This window comes from Pseudomonas aylmerensis, from assembly GCF_001702265.1.
Lineage (GTDB): Bacteria > Pseudomonadota > Gammaproteobacteria > Pseudomonadales > Pseudomonadaceae > Aquipseudomonas > Aquipseudomonas aylmerensis.
In genome coordinates, this window is record NZ_MAUE01000012.1 from 467,269 (window position 1) to 484,775 (window position 17,507).

The window sequence follows — 17,507 nt, forward strand, 5'->3', positions numbered from 1 at the left end:
AGAACCTTACTGACGCAAAACCACCGTTCGAGGAGAAAGCTATGAGTATTGTTAAAAAGGCATCCGCGCATTGGGAAGGTGATCTGAAGACTGGCCTGGGTTCCATTTCCACCGAGACCGGCGTGCTGCGCGAAGCTCCCTACGGCTTCAAGGCGCGTTTCGAAGGCGGTAAGGGCACCAACCCTGAAGAACTGATCGGTGCGGCGCACGCCGGCTGTTTCTCGATGGCGTTTTCGATGATTCTCGGTGATGCCGGCCTCAAGGCTGACAGCATCGACACCCAGGCTGAAGTGACCCTGGACCAGGTCGATGGCGGCTTCGCGATCACTGCTGTGCATTTGATCCTCAAGGCCAAGATTCCAGGCGCGAGCCAGGCGCAGTTCGATGAACTGAGCAAGAAAGCCAAGGAAGGGTGCCCGGTATCGAAAGTGCTGAATGCGAAAATCAGCCTGGATGCCACCCTCGTAAACTGACACCGCTACCTGTAGGTCGCCGGCAAGCCGGCGCCTGCAGTTGTTTTTGGGTGGCGCCAAAACATCTGCGTTAAATCAGAACTCGTGTTTCACCGATGTGGTCCTATAGCCTATGCAGCCTTAGACGCACACCCGTGCGCAATGCATTCAGGGAGCTTCACACATGAAACGTTTTGCCTTGGCGATCATCTGCGGTGTTTTGGCCACTTCGGCCGTGGCCGCGCCAAAAGACTGCGAAGAGCTCAGGAAAGAGATTGAGGTCAAGATCCAGGCGAACGCCGTTCCGTCCTACACCCTGGAAATTGTCAGCAAGGAAGAAGCTGACAAGCACGATTCCGCCATGGTCGTCGGCAGCTGTGAGAACGGCACCAAAGCCATCGTCTACCAGAAGAACAACGACTGATCAGAGGCAGTTGACGCTGCGCTCTTCGGCCAGCAATTGGCGGGCGGCGTTGTACAGGCGGATATTCGGCGTGTAGGCCAATGAGCGCCCTTCCAGGCTATAACGTTGGCCGGCTTCGAAATGGTCGTACTGCAAGGTAATGAAGCAGGTCCGATCCGTCGTTTGTCCAAACCCGCTGAAACTGCCGCCGGTCGGCACCTCGAAATCAAAGCGCACCATCAACTCATGACTGCCGGGCGGGACCTGGAAGTAGCGCCCGTCGGGGAGGTTCTTGCCGTCCAGGCGCTGGGCCATCACCAGTTTGGCACCCGGTGTCGGGGTGGCGAAATCGATCCAGGCCTGGTGCGGGTCAACCGGCGGGATCGGGGTGTAAGCACACGCACTCAGGAACAGCGCGGTGACGGGGAGCAAGAGCTGACGCATGGCAGGCACTCATCGCAGGGAAAGAATTGAGCCTGGCGCGCACGGCAACAGACTCGCTATGAGTATAAACACGTCACGCCATGGAAAAATTCCGTATAGGCAGGATAGTCTGGCGAGCAAATCAGCCAGGAGTGGTCGGGGCATGGTCAGGCGTTTTCTTGCAGGGGCAGTGGTTGTGTTGCTCAGCGGCTGTTCCAGCCTCAGTTATTACAGCCAGTTGGCCAGCGGACAATGGCAATTGTTGCGTGCCCGCGAGCCGGTGGCCGAGGTCATCGCCGACCCGTCCCGCCCGAAGTCGCTGCGTGAGCACCTGGTGCAATCGCAAAAAGCGCGGACATTCGCCAGCGAGCACCTGCACCTTCCTGACAACCAGAGTTACCGTCTGTACGCCGATATTGGCCGGCCTTACGTGGTCTGGAATGTCTTTGCCACGCAGGAATTTTCCCTGTCGCCTGAAACCCACTGTTTCCCCATTGCCGGTTGCGTGGCCTATCGCGGCTACTACAACCAAGGTGCGGCGCGCGGTGAGGCGGCGCTGTTGAAGCAACAGGGCATGGATGTCTCGATCGGTGGTGTCGAGGCCTATTCCACCCTGGGCTGGTTCAACGACCCGATCATGAATTCGATGATGAACTGGGGTGACGAGCGCCTGGCCACGCTGATCTTCCACGAGTTGGCGCACCAGCGTTTCTATGTGAAGGATGACACCGAGTTCAACGAGTCATTCGCCAATTTCGTCGAACAGGAAGGCACCCGCCAATGGCGCGCGGCACGGGGCCTGGCGCCCCTCAGCGACTCGGCGGTGGCGCAGCGTGACCAATTCACCCGGCTGATCCTCGAAACCCGTCAACGCCTGGAAAAACTCTATGCGCAGCCACTGTCTGGCGAGGTGATGCGTCAGGCCAAGGCGGCGGAATTCGAGCGTTTGCGCAGTGATTATCGGCAACTGCGTGACAGCCAGTGGGGCGGCGATAAGCGTTATGACGTGTGGATCAACCAGCCGATGAACAATGCGCGGTTGCTGCCGTTTGGGCTGTATGACCAATGGGTGCCGGCGTTTGCGGCGTTGTTTGCGCAGCAGGGCGGGGATTGGCTGAAGTTTTATGCGGCGGTCGAGCAACTAGGGCGGTTGCCGCAGGCGCAGCGCAAGGCGGCGTTGAGGCAGTTGGAGGGTACGGGGCCATCAGGGCCTCTCGCAGGCAAGCCGGCTCCCACAGAGGGATCCGGGTATGACTCGGGGCCTCGGGTGTAAGAAGATCAAATGTGTGTGGCTTGCCTGTGAAGGCGGTGGGTCAGGCATGCACGGCATCAACTGCCAGCCCGCCTTCGCGAGCAAGCCCGCTCCCACAGGGGGCTCCGGGTATGATTCGGGGCCTCGGGTGTATGGAGATCCAATGTGGGAGCTGGCTTGCCTGCGAAGGCGGTGGGTCAGCACCGAATGCATCAACTGACACACCGCCTTCGCGAGCAAGCCCGCTCCCACAGGGGGTTCTGGTATGGCTCGGGTATGCGGGTGTATGGAGATCAAATGTGGGAGCTGGCTTGCCTGCGAAAGCGGTGGGTCAGTTGCCGAATGCATCAACTGACACACCGCCTTCGCGAGCAAGCCCGCTCCCACAGGGGGAGCCGGGTATGACTCGGGGCCTCGGGTGTATGAAGATCAAATGTGGGAGCTGGCTTGCCTGCGAAGGCGGTCTCAAGCGCGCGGCAAAAATGCCTGGTGCATCTCGGCCAGCGTTTCGAAATGCCAGGTCGGCGCCTCGGCATTCAACTCTGCAAAACTGCCAAATCCATAGCCGACCGCCGCCGAATCCAGGCCATTGCTGCGGGCGCCGATCAGGTCATGCTTGCGGTCGCCAATCATCAGGGTGGTCGAAGGATCAAGGCCTTCCTCGCTGATCAAGTGCGCAATCAGCTCAACCTTGTTGGTCCGCGTCCCATCCAGCTCGCTGCCGTAGATCACCTTGAAGTGCTTGGCGAAGTCTAAATGCCGAGCGATCTCGCGGGCAAACACCCAAGGCTTGGACGTTGCTACATAGAGCTGGCGACCCTGGTTGCCCAAGTCTTCCAGCAGTGGCATTACGCCGTCGAACACGCGGTTTTCATACAGGCCGGTGACCTTGAAGCGCTCACGGTAGAAATTCACCGCCTCCCACGCCTTGGCCTCGTCGAAGCCATAAAACTGCATGAACGCCTGCAACAGCGGCGGGCCGATGAAGTGTTCGAGCTTGGTCAGGTCCGGCTCATCGATCCCCAGCTTGCCGAGGGCGTACTGGATCGAACGGGTGATGCCCTCGCGCGGATCGGTGAGGGTGCCATCCAGGTCGAACAGGACGGTTGAGTAGTTGAGGGTCATTGATCGAATCCTTCCGCCAGGTGCAGGTCTTTGAGCTTCACGTAGTTCGCGGCGCTGTAGGTGAAAAAGGCACGCTCCTTGTCAGTCAGCGCGCGGATTTGTTTAACCGGGCTACCCACGTACAAAAAGCCGCTGTCGAGTTTCTTGCCAGGCGGCACCAGGCTGCCGGCGCCGATGATCACGTCGTCCTCCACCACGGCGCCGTCCATCACGATGCTGCCCATGCCGATCAACACCCGGTTGCCGACGCTGCAACCATGCAGCATGACTTTGTGGGCGACGGTCACGTCATCGCCGATCAGCAGCGGGAAGCCGTCAGGATTGAAGGGCCCGGCGTGGGTAATGTGCAGCACGCAGCCATCCTGCACGCTGGTGCGCGCGCCGATACGGATGCGGTGCATGTCGCCGCGAATCACGGTCAGCGGCCAGACCGAGCTGTCGGTGCCGATTTCGACATCGCCGATCACCACCGCCGAAATATCGACAAAAGCCCCGGCGCCCAGGGTTGGCGTGTGGTTCTGATAGGTGCGAAGGGTCACGATAGCCTCTCTCTTATGTGCTGATAGCTGCGGTGGGCGTTGATTGTAATTAAGATGGCCCCATCTTTGTTCTTACATGTTTCTTCAGCCAAGGTGCCAACCGTGAGCGCGAACAACCCTCTTCTGCAGTCCTACGACCTGCCGCCGTTCTCGGCGATCCGTGCCGAGCACGTGCAGCCGGCCATCGAACAGATCCTCGCCGACAACCGTGTCGCCATCGAAGGCATCCTGCAAAGCCAGGGTAAAAATCCGACATGGGCAGGCCTGGTGCTGGCCATGGACGAACTGAACGACCGCCTGGGCGCCGCCTGGAGCCCGGTCAGCCACCTCAACGCCGTGTGCAACAGCGCCGAACTGCGCGAAGCCTACGAGGCTTGCCTGCCGGCGTTGAGCGCCTATTCCACCGAGATGGGCCAGAACCGCGAACTGTTCCAGGCCTTCGAAGCCCTGGCCAACAGCCCGGAGGCTGCCGGTTTCGACGTGGCGCAAAAAACCATCCTGGAACATTCCCTGCGCGACTTCCGCCTGTCGGGTATCGATCTGCCGCCTGAGCAGCAAAAGCGCTACGCCGAAGTGCAGAGCAAGCTGTCCGAGTTGGGCAGTAAGTTTTCCAACCAGCTGCTGGACGCCACCCAGGCCTGGACCAAGCACGTTACCGATGAAGCCACCCTCGCCGGCCTGACCGATTCGGCCAAGGCGCAGATGGCTGCCGCCGCCCAGGCCAAAGGCCTGGATGGCTGGCTGATCACCCTGGAGTTCCCGAGCTACTACGCGGTGATGACCTACGCCCAGGAGCGCGCCCTGCGTGAAGAAGTCTACGCGGCGTACTGCACTCGTGCGTCGGACCAAGGCCCGAACGCTGGTCAGAATGATAACGGCCCGGTGATGGAACAGATCCTCGACCTGCGTCAGGAACTGGCCAAGCTGCTCGGCTACGCCTCGTTCTCCGAGCTGAGCCTGGCGACCAAAATGGCTGAGTCCAGCGACCAGGTGTTGACCTTCCTGCGTGACCTGGCCAAGCGCAGCAAGCCGTTTGCCGCCCAGGATCTGCAGCAACTGCGGGCCTACGCCGCCGAACAAGGCTGCGCCGACCTGCAAAGCTGGGACAGCGGTTTCTACGGCGAAAAACTTCGCGAGCAGCGCTACAGCGTGTCGCAAGAAGCCCTGCGCGCCTATTTCCCGATCGACAAAGTGCTCGGCGGCCTGTTTGCCATCGTTCAGCGCCTGTACGGCATAGAGATTGCCGAGCAAAAAGGCTTCGACACCTGGCACCCGGATGTCCGCCTGTTTGAAATCAAGGAAAACGGCCAGCATGTCGGCCGCTTCTTCTTCGACCTGTACGCCCGCGCCAACAAGCGTGGCGGTGCCTGGATGGACGGCGCGCGCGATCGTCGTCGCACCCTCGACGGCGTGCTGCAAAGCCCGGTCGCCAACCTGGTGTGCAATTTCACCCCGGCCGACAGCGGCAAGCCTGCCCTGTTGACCCACGATGAAGTGACCACCCTGTTCCACGAATTCGGCCACGGCCTGCACCACCTGCTGACCCGCGTCGAACATGCCGGCGTGTCCGGTATCAACGGCGTGGCTTGGGATGCGGTGGAATTGCCGAGCCAATTCATGGAGAACTGGTGCTGGGAGCCGGAAGGCCTCGCACTGATCTCCGGCCACTATGAAACCGGCGAGCCGCTGCCCCAGGACCTGCTGGAAAAAATGCTCGCGGCAAAAAACTTCCAGTCGGGCCTGATGATGGTGCGCCAGCTGGAGTTCTCGCTGTTCGACTTCGAACTGCATGCCACTCACGGCGATGGCCGCAGCGTGGCGCAAGTGCTCGAAGGCGTGCGTGACGAGGTGTCGGTGATGCGTCCGCCCGCCTACAACCGCTTCCCGAACAGCTTTGCGCACATTTTCGCCGGCGGTTATGCGGCGGGTTACTACAGCTATAAATGGGCCGAAGTGCTGTCGGCGGATGCCTTCTCCAAGTTCGAGGAAGACGGCGTGCTCAATGCCGAGACCGGCCGCGCATTCCGCGAGGCGATCCTCGCCCGTGGTGGCTCGCAGGCACCGATGGTGCTGTTCGTCGACTTCCGCGGACGGGCGCCGTCGATTGACGCACTCTTGCGCCACAGCGGCCTGAGTGAGGACGCGGCAGCATGAGTGAAGGGCCTGTGATTACCAAAAAGCAATTTATCGCCGGGGCGGTCTGCCCGGCGTGCAGCGAGCCGGACAAGCTCAAGATGTGGACTGAAGACAACGTGCCGCACCGCGAGTGTGTGGCCTGCGGGTATACCGATACGCTGAATGACCAGGGGTTGTCGGTGCCCAAGGAGTTGGGTACGCGGGTCAACACCTCGGCGTTGAAAGCGCCGGACCCAAAAGTGCAGGCGGTGCAGTTCTTTCCCAATCCCAAGCTGAAAAAAGACTGAAGCCTGCTTCCTGGCGGCGCTGGCTAGCCTGCGATAGCCCCAACGCGGTGTGACTGAAACACCGCGTAATTGCTTCGCAGGCAGGCTCCTATAGTTGCTCTTCAGTCTTGTTCGTTGTCGAAATCCAATCCTTCATCGAGCACAGTGCAAATGCACTGGTGCTGCAATCACCCTTCGCCAAGGCAGTGCGCAACTTGTCGACATCCGCCTGGATCATGTAGCGAACACCGTCCTTGAAGCCACTGCTGCCGCCGAAACCACCCAAGGTCATCTCGTTCAGCGCGTCTTCCTTGCTCCATCCCTGGATCACCACGCGATACATCGCCGCCATCAGGCCGGTGCGGTCTGAGCCATGCTTGCAATGCATGAGCACCGGGCCGTTGGCCTCGGCAGCCTGAATGGCCCTCAGTGCAGTGAGAACGTCGGCGTCATCGACATGGTTGGTGCGGTAGGTCAGTTGCACCTGCTTGATATCAGCGTTCTTCAGCCAGGCCGAATCGGATTCCGGCAGAAAGTTGATCACCGTACCGATCTTCAGGTTTTTCAAGACCGGCAGCGCATTGCTGTCCGGCAGCGCGCTGCGATAGAGCGTGGGCGTCATCTGGTGCAGGTTGAATTGATTGCCCACGGGTTGGGCCCACTCCGGGGAGCGCAGCGATGTAGTCTCGTCCGCTCGGGCTTGGGCGATGGCGAGCAGCGCCATACAGGCCAGGCCGAGCGCTGGCAGCAATCGAATCTTGAACATGGGTGAGTGACCGAGCAGGGCGTTGATTGATGAGCCCTAGCGTCGTTTGTCGGCGGTCAACGGCGCGTGAGGGGCTCGTCAAAGAATCGTGATTGAAGCGCCGGATCGGCTGTTTTTCTCGCTGAATCGATTCTTCAAATCCTTAGCCTGCTATCATTTGTAACTATTGATTGCCAATATGTTCTATCCCTTTGGATCCCATTTCCTGGCAAGCCTTCACGCTGCTCTCAGAAGCGGCTGATAAAACCCGTGACCACATGATGAGGTGCACCCATGTCTGATCAAGATCAAGACAACCCCCGGCGTGACTTTCTGCGCAAATCCTTGACCTTGATCCCGGTGGTCACGGTTGCCAGTACCGGCCTTGGCGGTTCGATGCTGATGGCCACGCCCGAGCCTGCCCAAGCTGCGCCGGCAAAGCCTGCGGCCAGCGACAAGGCCTATGAACCGAGCTATTTCAGCGCCGAAGAGTGGGCGTTTCTCAACGCCGCCGTCGCCCGCCTGATCCCTGCCGACGCCCAAGGGCCCGGTGCGCTGGAAGCCGGCGCGCCGGAGTACATCGACCGCCAGATGAACACGCCCTACGCCAGCGGCGCACTGTGGTTCATGCAAGGTCCATTCAATGCCGATGCCACGCCCGAGATGGGCTGGCAGAGCAAGTTGGTGCCCAAGGAGATTTATCGCCTGGGCATTGCTGCCACGGATGCCTGGTCGAAGGCGTTCAACGGTAAGGCTTTTGCTGCGCAAGACAGCGCTACCCAGGACGATATGTTGCGGCGCCTGGAAGCCGGTGGCAGTGAAGTCAGCGCACATTTCGACACAGTGCCGGCGAAGATGTTTTTCAATTTGCTGCTGCAAAACACCAAGGAAGGGTTCTTCTGCGACCCGATTCACGGCGGCAACAAAGGCATGGTCGGCTGGACCATGATCGGCTTCCCCGGCGCCCGCGCCGATTTCATGGATTGGGTGGAACGCAACGAGCAATACCCCTTCCCGGCTGTTTCCATCCGCGGCGAGAGGGCATAAACGTGGCGACCATCATGAAGAAAGTGGATGCAGTGATCGTGGGTTTCGGCTGGACCGGCGCGATCATGGCCAAGGAGCTGACGGAAGCCGGCCTCAACGTGGTAGCGCTGGAGCGCGGCCCGATGCAGGACACTTACCCGGACGGCAACTATCCGCAGGTCATCGACGAACTGACCTACAGCGTGCGTAAAAAACTCTTCCAGGACATATCCAAGGAGACCGTGACCATTCGCCATAGCGTGAATGATGTCGCCCTGCCCAACCGCCAATTGGGCGCGTTCTTGCCCGGCAACGGCGTGGGCGGCGCGGGCCTGCACTGGTCGGGGGTGCACTTTCGCGTCGACCCGATCGAGTTGCGCATGCGCAGTCACTATGAAGAGCGCTACGGCAAGAACTTCATTCCCAAGGACATGACCATCCAGGACTTCGGCGTCAGTTACGAAGAGCTGGAGCCGTTTTTCGACTATGCGGAGAAAGTCTTCGGCACCTCAGGCCAGGCCTGGACCGTGAAAGGTCAGCTCGTAGGCGAAGGCCGTGGCGGCAACCCGTATGCGCCGGATCGCTCCAACCCGTTCCCGTTGGAAGCGCAGAAAAACACCGTCTCCGCACAGCTGTTTCAGAAAGCGGCGGCTGAAGGCGGCTACAAACCCTACAACCTGCCGTCGGCCAATACCTCGGGGCCGTACACCAACCCCTACGGCGCGCAGATGGGCCCGTGCAACTTCTGCGGTTTCTGCAGCGGCTATGTCTGCTACATGTATTCCAAGGCCTCGCCGAACGTGAACATCCTGCCGGCGCTGCGCCAGGTGCCGAACTTTGAGCTGCGGCCCAATTCCCACGTGCTCAAGGTCAATCTCGACAGCACCAAGAGCAAGGCCACGGGCGTGACCTACATCGACGGCCAGGGTCGCGAATGCGAGCAACCGGCAGACCTGGTGATCATCGGCTCCTTCCAGTTCAACAATGTGCGCCTGATGTTGCTTTCGGGTATCGGCAAGCCTTACGACCCGATTACCAACGAGGGCGTGGTGGGCAGGAACTTTGCCTACCAGAACATGGGCACGATCAAGGCGTTCTTCGACAAGGACACCCACACCAACAACTTCATCGGCGCGGGCGGCAATGGCGTGGCCATCGATGACTTCAACGCCGATAACTTCGACCACGGGCCCCACGGCTTTGTGGGCGGCTCGCCGATGTGGGTCAACCAGGCTGGCAGCCGGCCGATTGCCGGTACGTCCAACCCGCCGGGCACCCCGGCCTGGGGCAGTGCCTGGAAACGCGCTACCGCCGATTACTACACCCACCAGGTGTCGATGGACTCCCACGGCGCGCATCAATCCTACCGGGGCAACTACCTGGATCTGGACCCGGTGTATCGCGATGCCTACGGCTTGCCATTGCTACGGATGACGTTCGATTGGCAGGAAAACGACATCAAGATGAACCGCTTCATGATGGAAAAGATGGGCAAGGTCGCTCAGGCAATGAACCCCAAGGCAATTGCCGTGCTCGGCAAAAAGGTCGGTGAGCACTTCAACACTGCCTCTTACCAGACCACCCACCTCAATGGTGGCGCGATCATGGGCACCGATCCGAAGACCAGTGCGTTGAACCGCTACCTGCAATCCTGGGATGTACACAACGTGTTTGTCCCAGGCGCGTCCGCCTTCCCACAAGGGTTGGGCTACAACCCTACCGGCCTGGTCGCTGCCCTGACCTATTGGTCGGCGCGGGCGATCCGCGAGCAGTACCTGAAAAACCCCGGCCCACTGGTTCAGGCATAAGGAGCGATGACCATGAAAGCACTCGTTATCGCCTCCCTGGCGCTGTTCAGCAGTTGTTCGATCAGCGCCGCTGAAACCGACCTGGTCAAGCAGGGTGAATACCTGGCCCGCGCCGGTGACTGCGTGGCCTGCCATACCGCCAAAGGCGGCAAGCCATTCGCTGGCGGCCTGCCGATGGAGACCCCGATCGGGGTGATCTATTCCACCAACATCACCCCGGACAAGACCGGCCTGGGTGACTACAGCTTTGAGGACTTCGACAAGGCCGTGCGCCACGGCGTCGCCAAGAGCGGTAGTACGCTTTACCCGGCAATGCCATATCCGTCCTATGCGCGCGTCAGCGAAAGCGATATGCAGGCGTTGTATGCGTACTTCATGAAGGGCGTCGAGCCGGTCGCGCAGGAGAACAAGGACAGCGATATTCCGTGGCCCCTGAGCATGCGCTGGCCGTTGGCGGCGTGGCGCTGGATGTTCGCCCCCGAGGTGGCGGACTACCAGGCAGCGGCGGGTGCCGACCCGGTGATCAGCCGCGGTGCCTACTTGGTTGAAGGCCTCGGCCACTGCGGCGCGTGCCATACGCCACGGGCGCTGACCATGCAGGAAAAAGCCCTGAGTGCGACTGACGGCAATGCATTCCTGTCCGGCAGCGCGCCGCTGGAAGGCTGGATCGCCAAGAGCCTGCGCGGCGACCACAAGGACGGCCTCGGCAGTTGGAGCGAGGAGCAACTGGTGCAATTTCTCAAGACCGGTCGCAGTGATCGCAGCGCGGTGTTTGGCGGCATGAGCGACGTGATCGTGCACAGCATGCAATACATGTCGCAGGACGACCTGACCGCTATCGCTCGCTACCTCAAGAGCCTGCCGGCGGTGGACCCCAAGGATCAGCCGCACGCCTACGACAAGCAGGTGGCCGAGGCCTTGTGGAAGGGTGATGACAGCAAGCCGGGCGCGTCGGTGTATATCGATAACTGCGCGGCCTGCCACCGGACCGACGGCCATGGCTACACGCGGGTGTTCCCGGCGCTGGCGGGCAACCCGGTGGTGCAGACGGCGGATGCCACGTCCTTGATCAACATCGTGTTGAACGGCGGCACCTTGCCGGCGACGCACACGGCACCGTCGACCTTCACCATGCCGGCCTTCGCCTGGCGTCTGTCGGACCAGGAAGTGGCGGATGTGGTCAGTTTCGTTCGCGGCAGCTGGGGCAACAAGGGCGCGCCGGTCAAGGCCAGCGACGTGGCGGACTTGCGCAAGAGTGATATGCGCACGACCTCGGGCGATGACCTGGGCCAAGTGACGCAAAAGCACTGATCCTGCCCTGACCGCCAGACGGCACTGGTCAGGAACCTCGCGCCTCGATACTGTATATAAAAACAGTATCGAGGCGCTTTCATGTCTACTCCGCTGCCGCCCCGGGGTCGGGGCACGGCCACCAACCTGCACAACCGCTTTGCGCCGACCGTCAGCGTGGTCGAGGACGACGGCTGGTTCCAGGAAGTGCCGCCGACCCAGGGCACTGAAGTGCGCATCGAAACGGCCAAGAGCATCATCACCCGCAACAACTCGCCGGATCTGCCGTTCGATCGCTCCATCAACCCGTATCGGGGCTGCGAGCATGGTTGTATCTACTGCTATGCGCGGCCCAGCCATGCTTACTGGGATATGTCGCCAGGGCTGGATTTCGAAACCAGACTGATCGCCAAGACCAATGCCGCCGACGTGCTGGAACAGCAGCTGTCGAAGCCGGGCTACGTGTGTGCGCCGATCAACCTGGGCTCCAATACCGACCCGTACCAGCCCATCGAGCGCGAGTACAGGATCACCCGGCAAACCCTCGAAGTGTTGCTGCGTTATCGGCACCCGGTGACCATCATCACCAAGGGTTCGTTGATCCTGCGGGATCTCGACCTGCTCACCGAACTGGCCCGGCAGCGCCTGGTCGCCGTGATGATCAGCCTCACCAGCCTGGACGACGAGCTCAAGCGCATCCTGGAGCCGCGTACGGCGGCGCCCAAGGCGCGGTTGCGAGCGATTCGGGTGATGCGCGAGGCGGGAATCCCGGTCGGCGTGCTGTGTTCGCCGATGATCCCGATGATCAACGACAGCGAGTTGGAAAGCCTGCTCACCGAAGCCCACGCCGCGGGGGCCCAGAGTGCGGCCTACATGATGTTGCGCCTGCCGCTGGAGGTGGCGCCGTTATTTGAGGAGTGGCTGGCGGCGCATTACCCGCAGCGCGCGGCCCATGTGATGAGCCTGGTGCGCCAGGTGCGCGGCGGCGAGGTGTATGACAGCCGTTTTGGCGTGCGCATGCGCGGCGAGGGGCCGTTTGCCGATTTGCTCGCCCAGCGTTTCAGCAAGGCGATCAAGCGCCTGGGGCTTAACCGACGGGAAGGGTTTAATCTGGATTGCACCGCGTTTTGCCCACCGGGCAGGCAGATGGCATTGTTGTAAACTGTAGAGGCGTATCCTGCTTTTCAGTAGGAATAGTCGCGTTTTGACATCACTGAAGCCCGCGGTCTAGAGCGGTTCATTCAGTTTGAGTTAAGTTTCGGCGGTTACCTTGTTCAGCGAGTGACTGATGAGTCGCAAGCCGGGTTTCTGGATGTTTACAACTATTCCAATGGCCCGGCGTCGAACTTGCCTGCAAGCTCCCCCTGCATTAATCAAGAGGATGAATCATGAGTGACAAGGATAAACAGCCGTTGGCTGCGTCGGCTTCTGCCCCTCAGGTGGCGGAATCCGCCGATGCAGCGCTAAAGCACATCGTCGACGGCTTTTTGCATTTCCATCACGACGTCTTCCCCCAGCAGGAAGAACTCTTCAAGAAACTCGCCACGGCCCAGAGCCCACGGGCGATGTTCATTACCTGCGCCGACTCGCGCATCGTGCCGGAGCTGATTACCCAAAGCTCGCCTGGCGACCTGTTCGTGACGCGTAACGTCGGCAACGTAGTGCCGCCCTACGGTCAGATGAACGGGGGTGTTTCCACCGCCATCGAGTACGCCGTGCTCGCCCTGGGCGTGCAGCACATCATTGTGTGCGGGCACTCCGATTGCGGCGCCATGCGCGCGGTACTCAACCCTGAGAGCCTCGAGAAGATGCCCACGGTCAAGGCCTGGCTGCGGCATGCCGAGGTCGCCAAGACCATGGTCCACGACAACTGCGACTGCGCCAATGAAGGCGAGAGCATGAAGGTGCTGACCGAAGAAAACGTCATCGCCCAGTTGCAGCATTTGCGCACCCACCCTTCCGTGGCATCGCGCATGGCCAATGGTCACCTGTTCATCCACGGTTGGATCTACAACATCGAGACCAGCGAAATCCGGGCTTACGACGCGGATCAATCGACGTTCCGACCGTTGGGCGGCGAAGGCCCGATTCCTTCCGCGACGCCTAAAGCGCGCTTCTAACACACTTCCCTGCCGGGTAAAGCGGTGGCTGCCATGGACGCAGCCAGGCTTTGCCGCGCCCGGCGAATGCCTCGGGAGAGTCATCATGCGTGCTGCTCAATTGAAAGCTGTACTGCCACGGGAGCTGCTTGCGTCCGTGGTTGTGTTTCTGGTCGCCCTGCCGTTGTGCATGGGCATTGCGATTGCTTCGGGCATGCCGCCGGCCAAGGGCCTGATCACCGGGATCATCGGTGGCCTGGTGGTGGGTTGGCTGGCAGGTTCGCCGCTGCAGGTCAGCGGCCCGGCGGCGGGCCTGGCGGTATTGGTGTTCGAACTGGTGCGCCAGCACGGCATGCTGATGCTCGGGCCGATCCTGTTACTGGCCGGCTTCCTGCAATTAGTGGCTGGGCGGCTGCGCCTGGGCTGCTGGTTTCGTGTCACGGCGCCGGCGGTGGTGTACGGGATGCTGGCGGGGATCGGGGTACTGATTGTGCTGTCGCAGGTGCATGTGATGCTCGACGGTGCCCCCAAGCCATCGGGGCTGGATAACCTGGCCGGCTTCCCGGCTGCGCTGGTCGAGGCCATTCCGACTGTTGGCGGAGGCCTGGGTTGGCAGGCTGGTTTGCTGGGGCTTTCGACGATGCTGGTGATGTACCTGTGGGACAAGTTCCGCCCGCAAACCCTGCGCTTTGTACCAGGCGCCCTGTTGGGCGTAGGCCTGGCAACGGGGGCCAGCTTGTTGCTGGCGTTACAGGTCAAGCGTGTGGAGGTCCCGGAAAACCTCGCCGATGCCATCGACTGGCTGCGTCCCAGCGACCTGCTGAACCTGGCCGATCCACAACTGTTGATCGCCGCGTTCGCCGTGGCGTTTATCGCCAGCGCCGAAACCTTGCTGTCTGCGGCGGCGGTCGACCGCATGCACAGTGGTCAGCGTTCTGATTTTGACAAGGAATTGTCCGCTCAAGGTGTAGGCAACATGCTCTGTGGCCTGGTCGGCGCCCTGCCGATGACCGGTGTGATCGTGCGCAGTTCGGCCAACGTACAGGCGGGCGCCACCACGCGCTTGTCGGCGATGTTCCACGGGCTGTGGCTGCTTGCGTTCGTGCTGTTGCTCTCGAGTGTGCTGCAAAGCATTCCGGTGGCGAGCCTTGCGGGTGTGCTCGTGTACACCGGCATCAAGCTGGTCGACGTCAAGGCGTTCCGGGCGTTGGGACGCTATGGGCGGATGCCGATGTTCACCTATGCGGCGACGGCGCTGGCGATCATCTTTACCGACCTGCTGACCGGCGTACTGGTGGGTTTCGGGCTGACGCTGGTGAAGCTGGCCTTGAAGGCGTCGCGCTTGAAAGTCAGCCTGGTCGACCTGCCTCAGGCAGGTGAAATGGAGTTGCGCCTGACCGGTGCGGCGACCTTCCTGAAAGTGCCGATGCTGACCCAGGTGCTGTCGACGGTACCTGCGGGAACCACGGTGCATGTGCCGCTGAGTAACTTGAGTTACATCGACCATTCCTGCCTGGAGCTGCTGGAAGAATGGGGCCGGGCGAATGCCGCCAAGGGCTCGACGCTGGTGATCGAGGCCCGTGGGTTGAAGCGCAGGCTGGAAGGCCGGGTGCGTACGACGGTGGGAATCGGTTCGGCGCCTTCTGCTGGCTGACGAAACCGGATCAAAAAAGTGGCAGCGGGCTTGCTCGCGAAGGCGGCGGATCAGTCAAATATTCAGTGACTGGCACGCCGCATTCGCAAGCAAGCCCGCTGCCACATTTGTTCTGCGTCAGGCTAAAGCGTTACGCCGGCTGTTCCAGCGCCAACTCAACCCCCAACTGGCGCGACAGGCACGGCCAGCGCTTCCACGCAGCTTCTGTGTTGGGGCTCTTGAGGGTTTCGCGATAGGCCTCGACTGACTCCAGCGCAAAGCTCTCCTCGTTGAGCATTTCATCTACTGCCAGGTGCACGGCCTCATCCAGCTGGTTGGCGAATTCTTCGCCGATCAGCTGGTGGGCAATCAGGTTGGCTACGGTAGTGTCGGCCGGAATCAACGGCTGGCCGAAATGCTTGATATACAGATCGTTGACTTCTTCCACCAGGCGATGGGCCAGGTAGGCCTCGTCGAGCAAGCCGTCCAGGCCTTCGTGACCGGCCAGGATCGCCGGCGGTTGCAGGAAGAAATGCTCGGCGATTTTCAGCACCGGCTTGATCTGGCTTTCGATACCGGCTTCGCGGGCCACGTCGTTGGCGGCTTCCAGCAGGTCCGGGACGAGCTCAATGTAGGCGGTGACAAAGCGGGTCATGACAATCTTGCGATCACCGTCAGCCAGGGAAATGGCCGAATGCAGGTGCGGCAATTGTTTTTCCAGTTGCTGGGCAAGCTGGCCAGTGCTGGCTTCGTGTTGATGGGCACGGGAAATCTGCTCGCGCAATGCGGCGGTGTTCATGAAAGCTCCAGTGAAACAGGCGTAGGAAAAGGGAGAGGATAAGGTAGCTCGTTTATACGAGCGCCTAAGACGCATTTGTCATAATTATTTCATGGTTATGCGCGTGCGTTATATCGAATTGCCATCGTTCGTCGGATAAACGATTCCGCCCCCGGTTTTATTGGCTTCGACCGGTCATTTTTGCTCATTTGCCCCTACACATTGCGGGGTTGCAGAGCCTGTCTATACTCGGATTTGTACGCGATTAGCTGATGACGCCAGACTGCATGAGCAGGCAAGGCTAAGCGGTTGTAAGCAGTATGGAAGCCGCTCCCTTCGACGCAGGTGCAAACCGGCGGGATAACAAGAACGATAAGGGGAACCCGCAATGATGCGACATCCACACGTTTGGATGGGCCTCCTGTTGTGGTCGGTATTCGGCCAGGCGCACGCCGCCTGGACAACGAATATGGCGCCAGGGGCGACTGAAGTCAGTCACGCTGTGTTTGACCTGCACATGACCATTTTCTGGATCTGTGTGGTGATCGGCATTGTTGTGTTTGGCGCGATGTTCTGGTCGATGATCGTTCACCGCCGGTCCACGGGCCAGGTCGCGGCCAAATTCCACGAGAGCACCACCGTGGAAATTCTCTGGACTGTGGTGCCCTTGCTGATTCTGATCGCGATGGCCATCCCGGCGACCAAGACCCTGATCAATATCTACGACAGCAGTGAATCGGACATCGATATCCAGGTCACCGGCTATCAGTGGAAGTGGCATTACAAATACCTGGGCCAGGACGTGGAGTTCTTCAGCAACCTGGCCACGCCCGCCGAGCAGATCCATAACCAGGCGGTCAAGGGCGAGCATTACCTGTTGGAGGTCGACCAGCCACTGGTGCTGCCGGTGGGCGCCAAGGTGCGTTTCCTGGTGACCGCCGCCGACGTGATCCACTCCTGGTGGGTGCCGGCCTTTGCGGTCAAGCGTGACGCCATCCCCGGTTTCGTCAACGAGGCCTGGACCCGTATCGAGAAGCCCGGCATCTACCGCGGCCAGTGCGCCGAGTTGTGCGGCAAGGATCACGGCTTCATGCCCATCGTGGTCGAGGTCAAGTCCAAGGCGGACTACGACACCTGGCTCGGCGAGCGCAAGGAAGAGGCGGCCAAGCTCAAGGAACTGACCTCCAAGGAGTGGACGCTGGAAGAGCTGGTGGCGCGCGGCGACAAGGTCTACCACACCACCTGCGTGGCCTGTCACCAGGCCGAAGGCCAGGGCCTGCCACCGATGTTCCCGGCGCTCAAGGGCTCGCCGATTGCCATCGGGCCCAAGGAAGATCACCTGCACCGCGTTTACTTCGGCAAGCCCGGCACCGCCATGGCGGCGTTCGGCAAGCAGCTCTCGGAAGTGGATATCGCCGCGGTGGTGACCTACGAGCGCAATGCCTGGGGCAATAACAAAGGCGACATGGTCACGCCTAAAGATGTGCTGGCCATCAAGCAGGCGGAAAGCAAATGACCTCCTTCATTGCGTA

Annotated in this window: 17 protein-coding genes; 12 read left to right on the plus strand and 5 right to left on the minus strand. The window is 60.9% G+C overall.

Annotated elements, in window-relative coordinates; genetic code table 11:
- Positions 1–41 precede the first annotated feature (41 nt).
- Positions 42–473, plus strand: coding sequence for an OsmC family protein (locus BBG20_RS10365; protein WP_010207768.1), 432 nt, complete (start codon positions 42–44; stop codon positions 471–473).
- Positions 474–636: 163 nt separating this feature from the next.
- Entirely contained in the window at positions 637–876 is a 240-nt protein-coding gene (locus tag BBG20_RS10370; RefSeq protein WP_010207769.1) for a DUF1161 domain-containing protein, read from the plus strand.
- Here BBG20_RS10370 and BBG20_RS10375 read toward each other — a convergent pair whose 3' ends face one another.
- Positions 877–1,299 (minus strand): PA0061/PA0062 family lipoprotein, encoded by a 423-nt coding sequence (locus tag BBG20_RS10375; RefSeq protein ID WP_065902750.1) that lies wholly within the window; start codon positions 1,297–1,299, stop codon positions 877–879.
- 142 nt (positions 1,300–1,441) lie between these two features.
- Here BBG20_RS10375 and BBG20_RS10380 point away from each other — a divergent pair, with 142 nt between their 5' ends.
- Positions 1,442–2,551 (plus strand): aminopeptidase, encoded by a 1,110-nt coding sequence (locus tag BBG20_RS10380; protein WP_065902752.1) that lies wholly within the window; start codon positions 1,442–1,444, stop codon positions 2,549–2,551.
- A 444-nt stretch (positions 2,552–2,995) separates the two neighbouring features.
- Here BBG20_RS10380 and BBG20_RS10385 read toward each other — a convergent pair whose 3' ends face one another.
- Positions 2,996–3,655 carry an HAD family hydrolase gene (locus tag BBG20_RS10385; RefSeq protein WP_065902754.1) on the minus strand — a complete coding sequence of 220 codons (660 nt, stop codon included), beginning with the start codon at positions 3,653–3,655 and terminating at the stop codon, positions 2,996–2,998.
- Complete coding sequence (locus tag BBG20_RS10390) at positions 3,652–4,194, minus strand: gamma carbonic anhydrase family protein (protein WP_065902756.1); 543 nt, start codon at positions 4,192–4,194, stop codon at positions 3,652–3,654. Before BBG20_RS10390 ends, BBG20_RS10385 begins: the two co-directional genes overlap by 4 nt.
- Positions 4,195–4,248: 54 nt before the next feature.
- On the opposite strand from BBG20_RS10390, the gene prlC reads away from it, so the two are divergent.
- Both prlC and BBG20_RS10400 read left to right on the plus strand, forming a co-directional pair.
- Complete coding sequence (prlC, locus tag BBG20_RS10395) at positions 4,249–6,348, plus strand: oligopeptidase A (protein WP_177343929.1); 2,100 nt, start codon at positions 4,249–4,251, stop codon at positions 6,346–6,348.
- Positions 6,345–6,617, plus strand: coding sequence for a YheV family putative zinc ribbon protein (locus BBG20_RS10400; protein ID WP_065902760.1), 273 nt, complete (start codon positions 6,345–6,347; stop codon positions 6,615–6,617). Before prlC ends, BBG20_RS10400 begins: the two co-directional genes overlap by 4 nt.
- Positions 6,618–6,705: 88 nt before the next feature.
- Here BBG20_RS10400 and BBG20_RS10405 read toward each other — a convergent pair whose 3' ends face one another.
- Positions 6,706–7,362: a dual specificity protein phosphatase family protein gene (locus BBG20_RS10405; RefSeq protein ID WP_065902762.1), complete on the minus strand. Its 657-nt coding sequence runs from the start codon at positions 7,360–7,362 to the stop codon at positions 6,706–6,708.
- A 273-nt stretch (positions 7,363–7,635) separates the two neighbouring features.
- Here BBG20_RS10405 and BBG20_RS10410 point away from each other — a divergent pair, with 273 nt between their 5' ends.
- The 6 genes from BBG20_RS10410 to BBG20_RS10435 all read left to right on the plus strand — a co-directional run bounded on the left by BBG20_RS10410 (position 7,636) and on the right by BBG20_RS10435 (position 15,218).
- The gene (locus BBG20_RS10410; RefSeq protein WP_065902763.1) at positions 7,636–8,388 is read left to right on the plus strand and encodes a gluconate 2-dehydrogenase subunit 3 family protein; all 753 of its coding nucleotides are present in this window, start codon (positions 7,636–7,638) and stop codon (positions 8,386–8,388) included.
- Between the two features lie 2 nt (positions 8,389–8,390).
- On the plus strand, positions 8,391–10,175 hold the full coding sequence (locus BBG20_RS10415) for a GMC family oxidoreductase (protein ID WP_065902767.1): 1,785 nt from the start codon (positions 8,391–8,393) through the stop codon (positions 10,173–10,175).
- 12 nt (positions 10,176–10,187) lie between these two features.
- Positions 10,188–11,486, plus strand: coding sequence for a cytochrome c (locus BBG20_RS10420; protein ID WP_065902769.1), 1,299 nt, complete (start codon positions 10,188–10,190; stop codon positions 11,484–11,486).
- Positions 11,487–11,567: 81 nt separating this feature from the next.
- On the plus strand, positions 11,568–12,626 hold the full coding sequence (locus tag BBG20_RS10425; protein ID WP_065902771.1) for a PA0069 family radical SAM protein: 1,059 nt from the start codon (positions 11,568–11,570) through the stop codon (positions 12,624–12,626).
- A gap of 227 nt (positions 12,627–12,853) precedes the next feature.
- Complete coding sequence (locus BBG20_RS10430; protein ID WP_065902773.1) at positions 12,854–13,585, plus strand: carbonic anhydrase; 732 nt, start codon at positions 12,854–12,856, stop codon at positions 13,583–13,585.
- 85 nt (positions 13,586–13,670) lie between these two features.
- Entirely contained in the window at positions 13,671–15,218 is a 1,548-nt protein-coding gene (locus BBG20_RS10435; RefSeq protein WP_065902775.1) for a SulP family inorganic anion transporter, read from the plus strand.
- A gap of 130 nt (positions 15,219–15,348) precedes the next feature.
- On the opposite strand, the gene BBG20_RS10440 is transcribed toward BBG20_RS10435, so the two are convergent.
- A complete protein-coding gene (locus BBG20_RS10440) occupies positions 15,349–15,996 on the minus strand; it encodes a hypothetical protein (RefSeq protein ID WP_065902777.1) in 648 nt (215 codons plus the stop codon).
- A gap of 367 nt (positions 15,997–16,363) precedes the next feature.
- Between BBG20_RS10440 and coxB the strand changes: the two genes are divergently transcribed.
- The gene (coxB, locus tag BBG20_RS10445; RefSeq protein WP_065902779.1) at positions 16,364–17,491 is read left to right on the plus strand and encodes a cytochrome c oxidase subunit II; all 1,128 of its coding nucleotides are present in this window, start codon (positions 16,364–16,366) and stop codon (positions 17,489–17,491) included.
- The last annotated feature ends 16 nt before the right edge of the window (positions 17,492–17,507 follow it).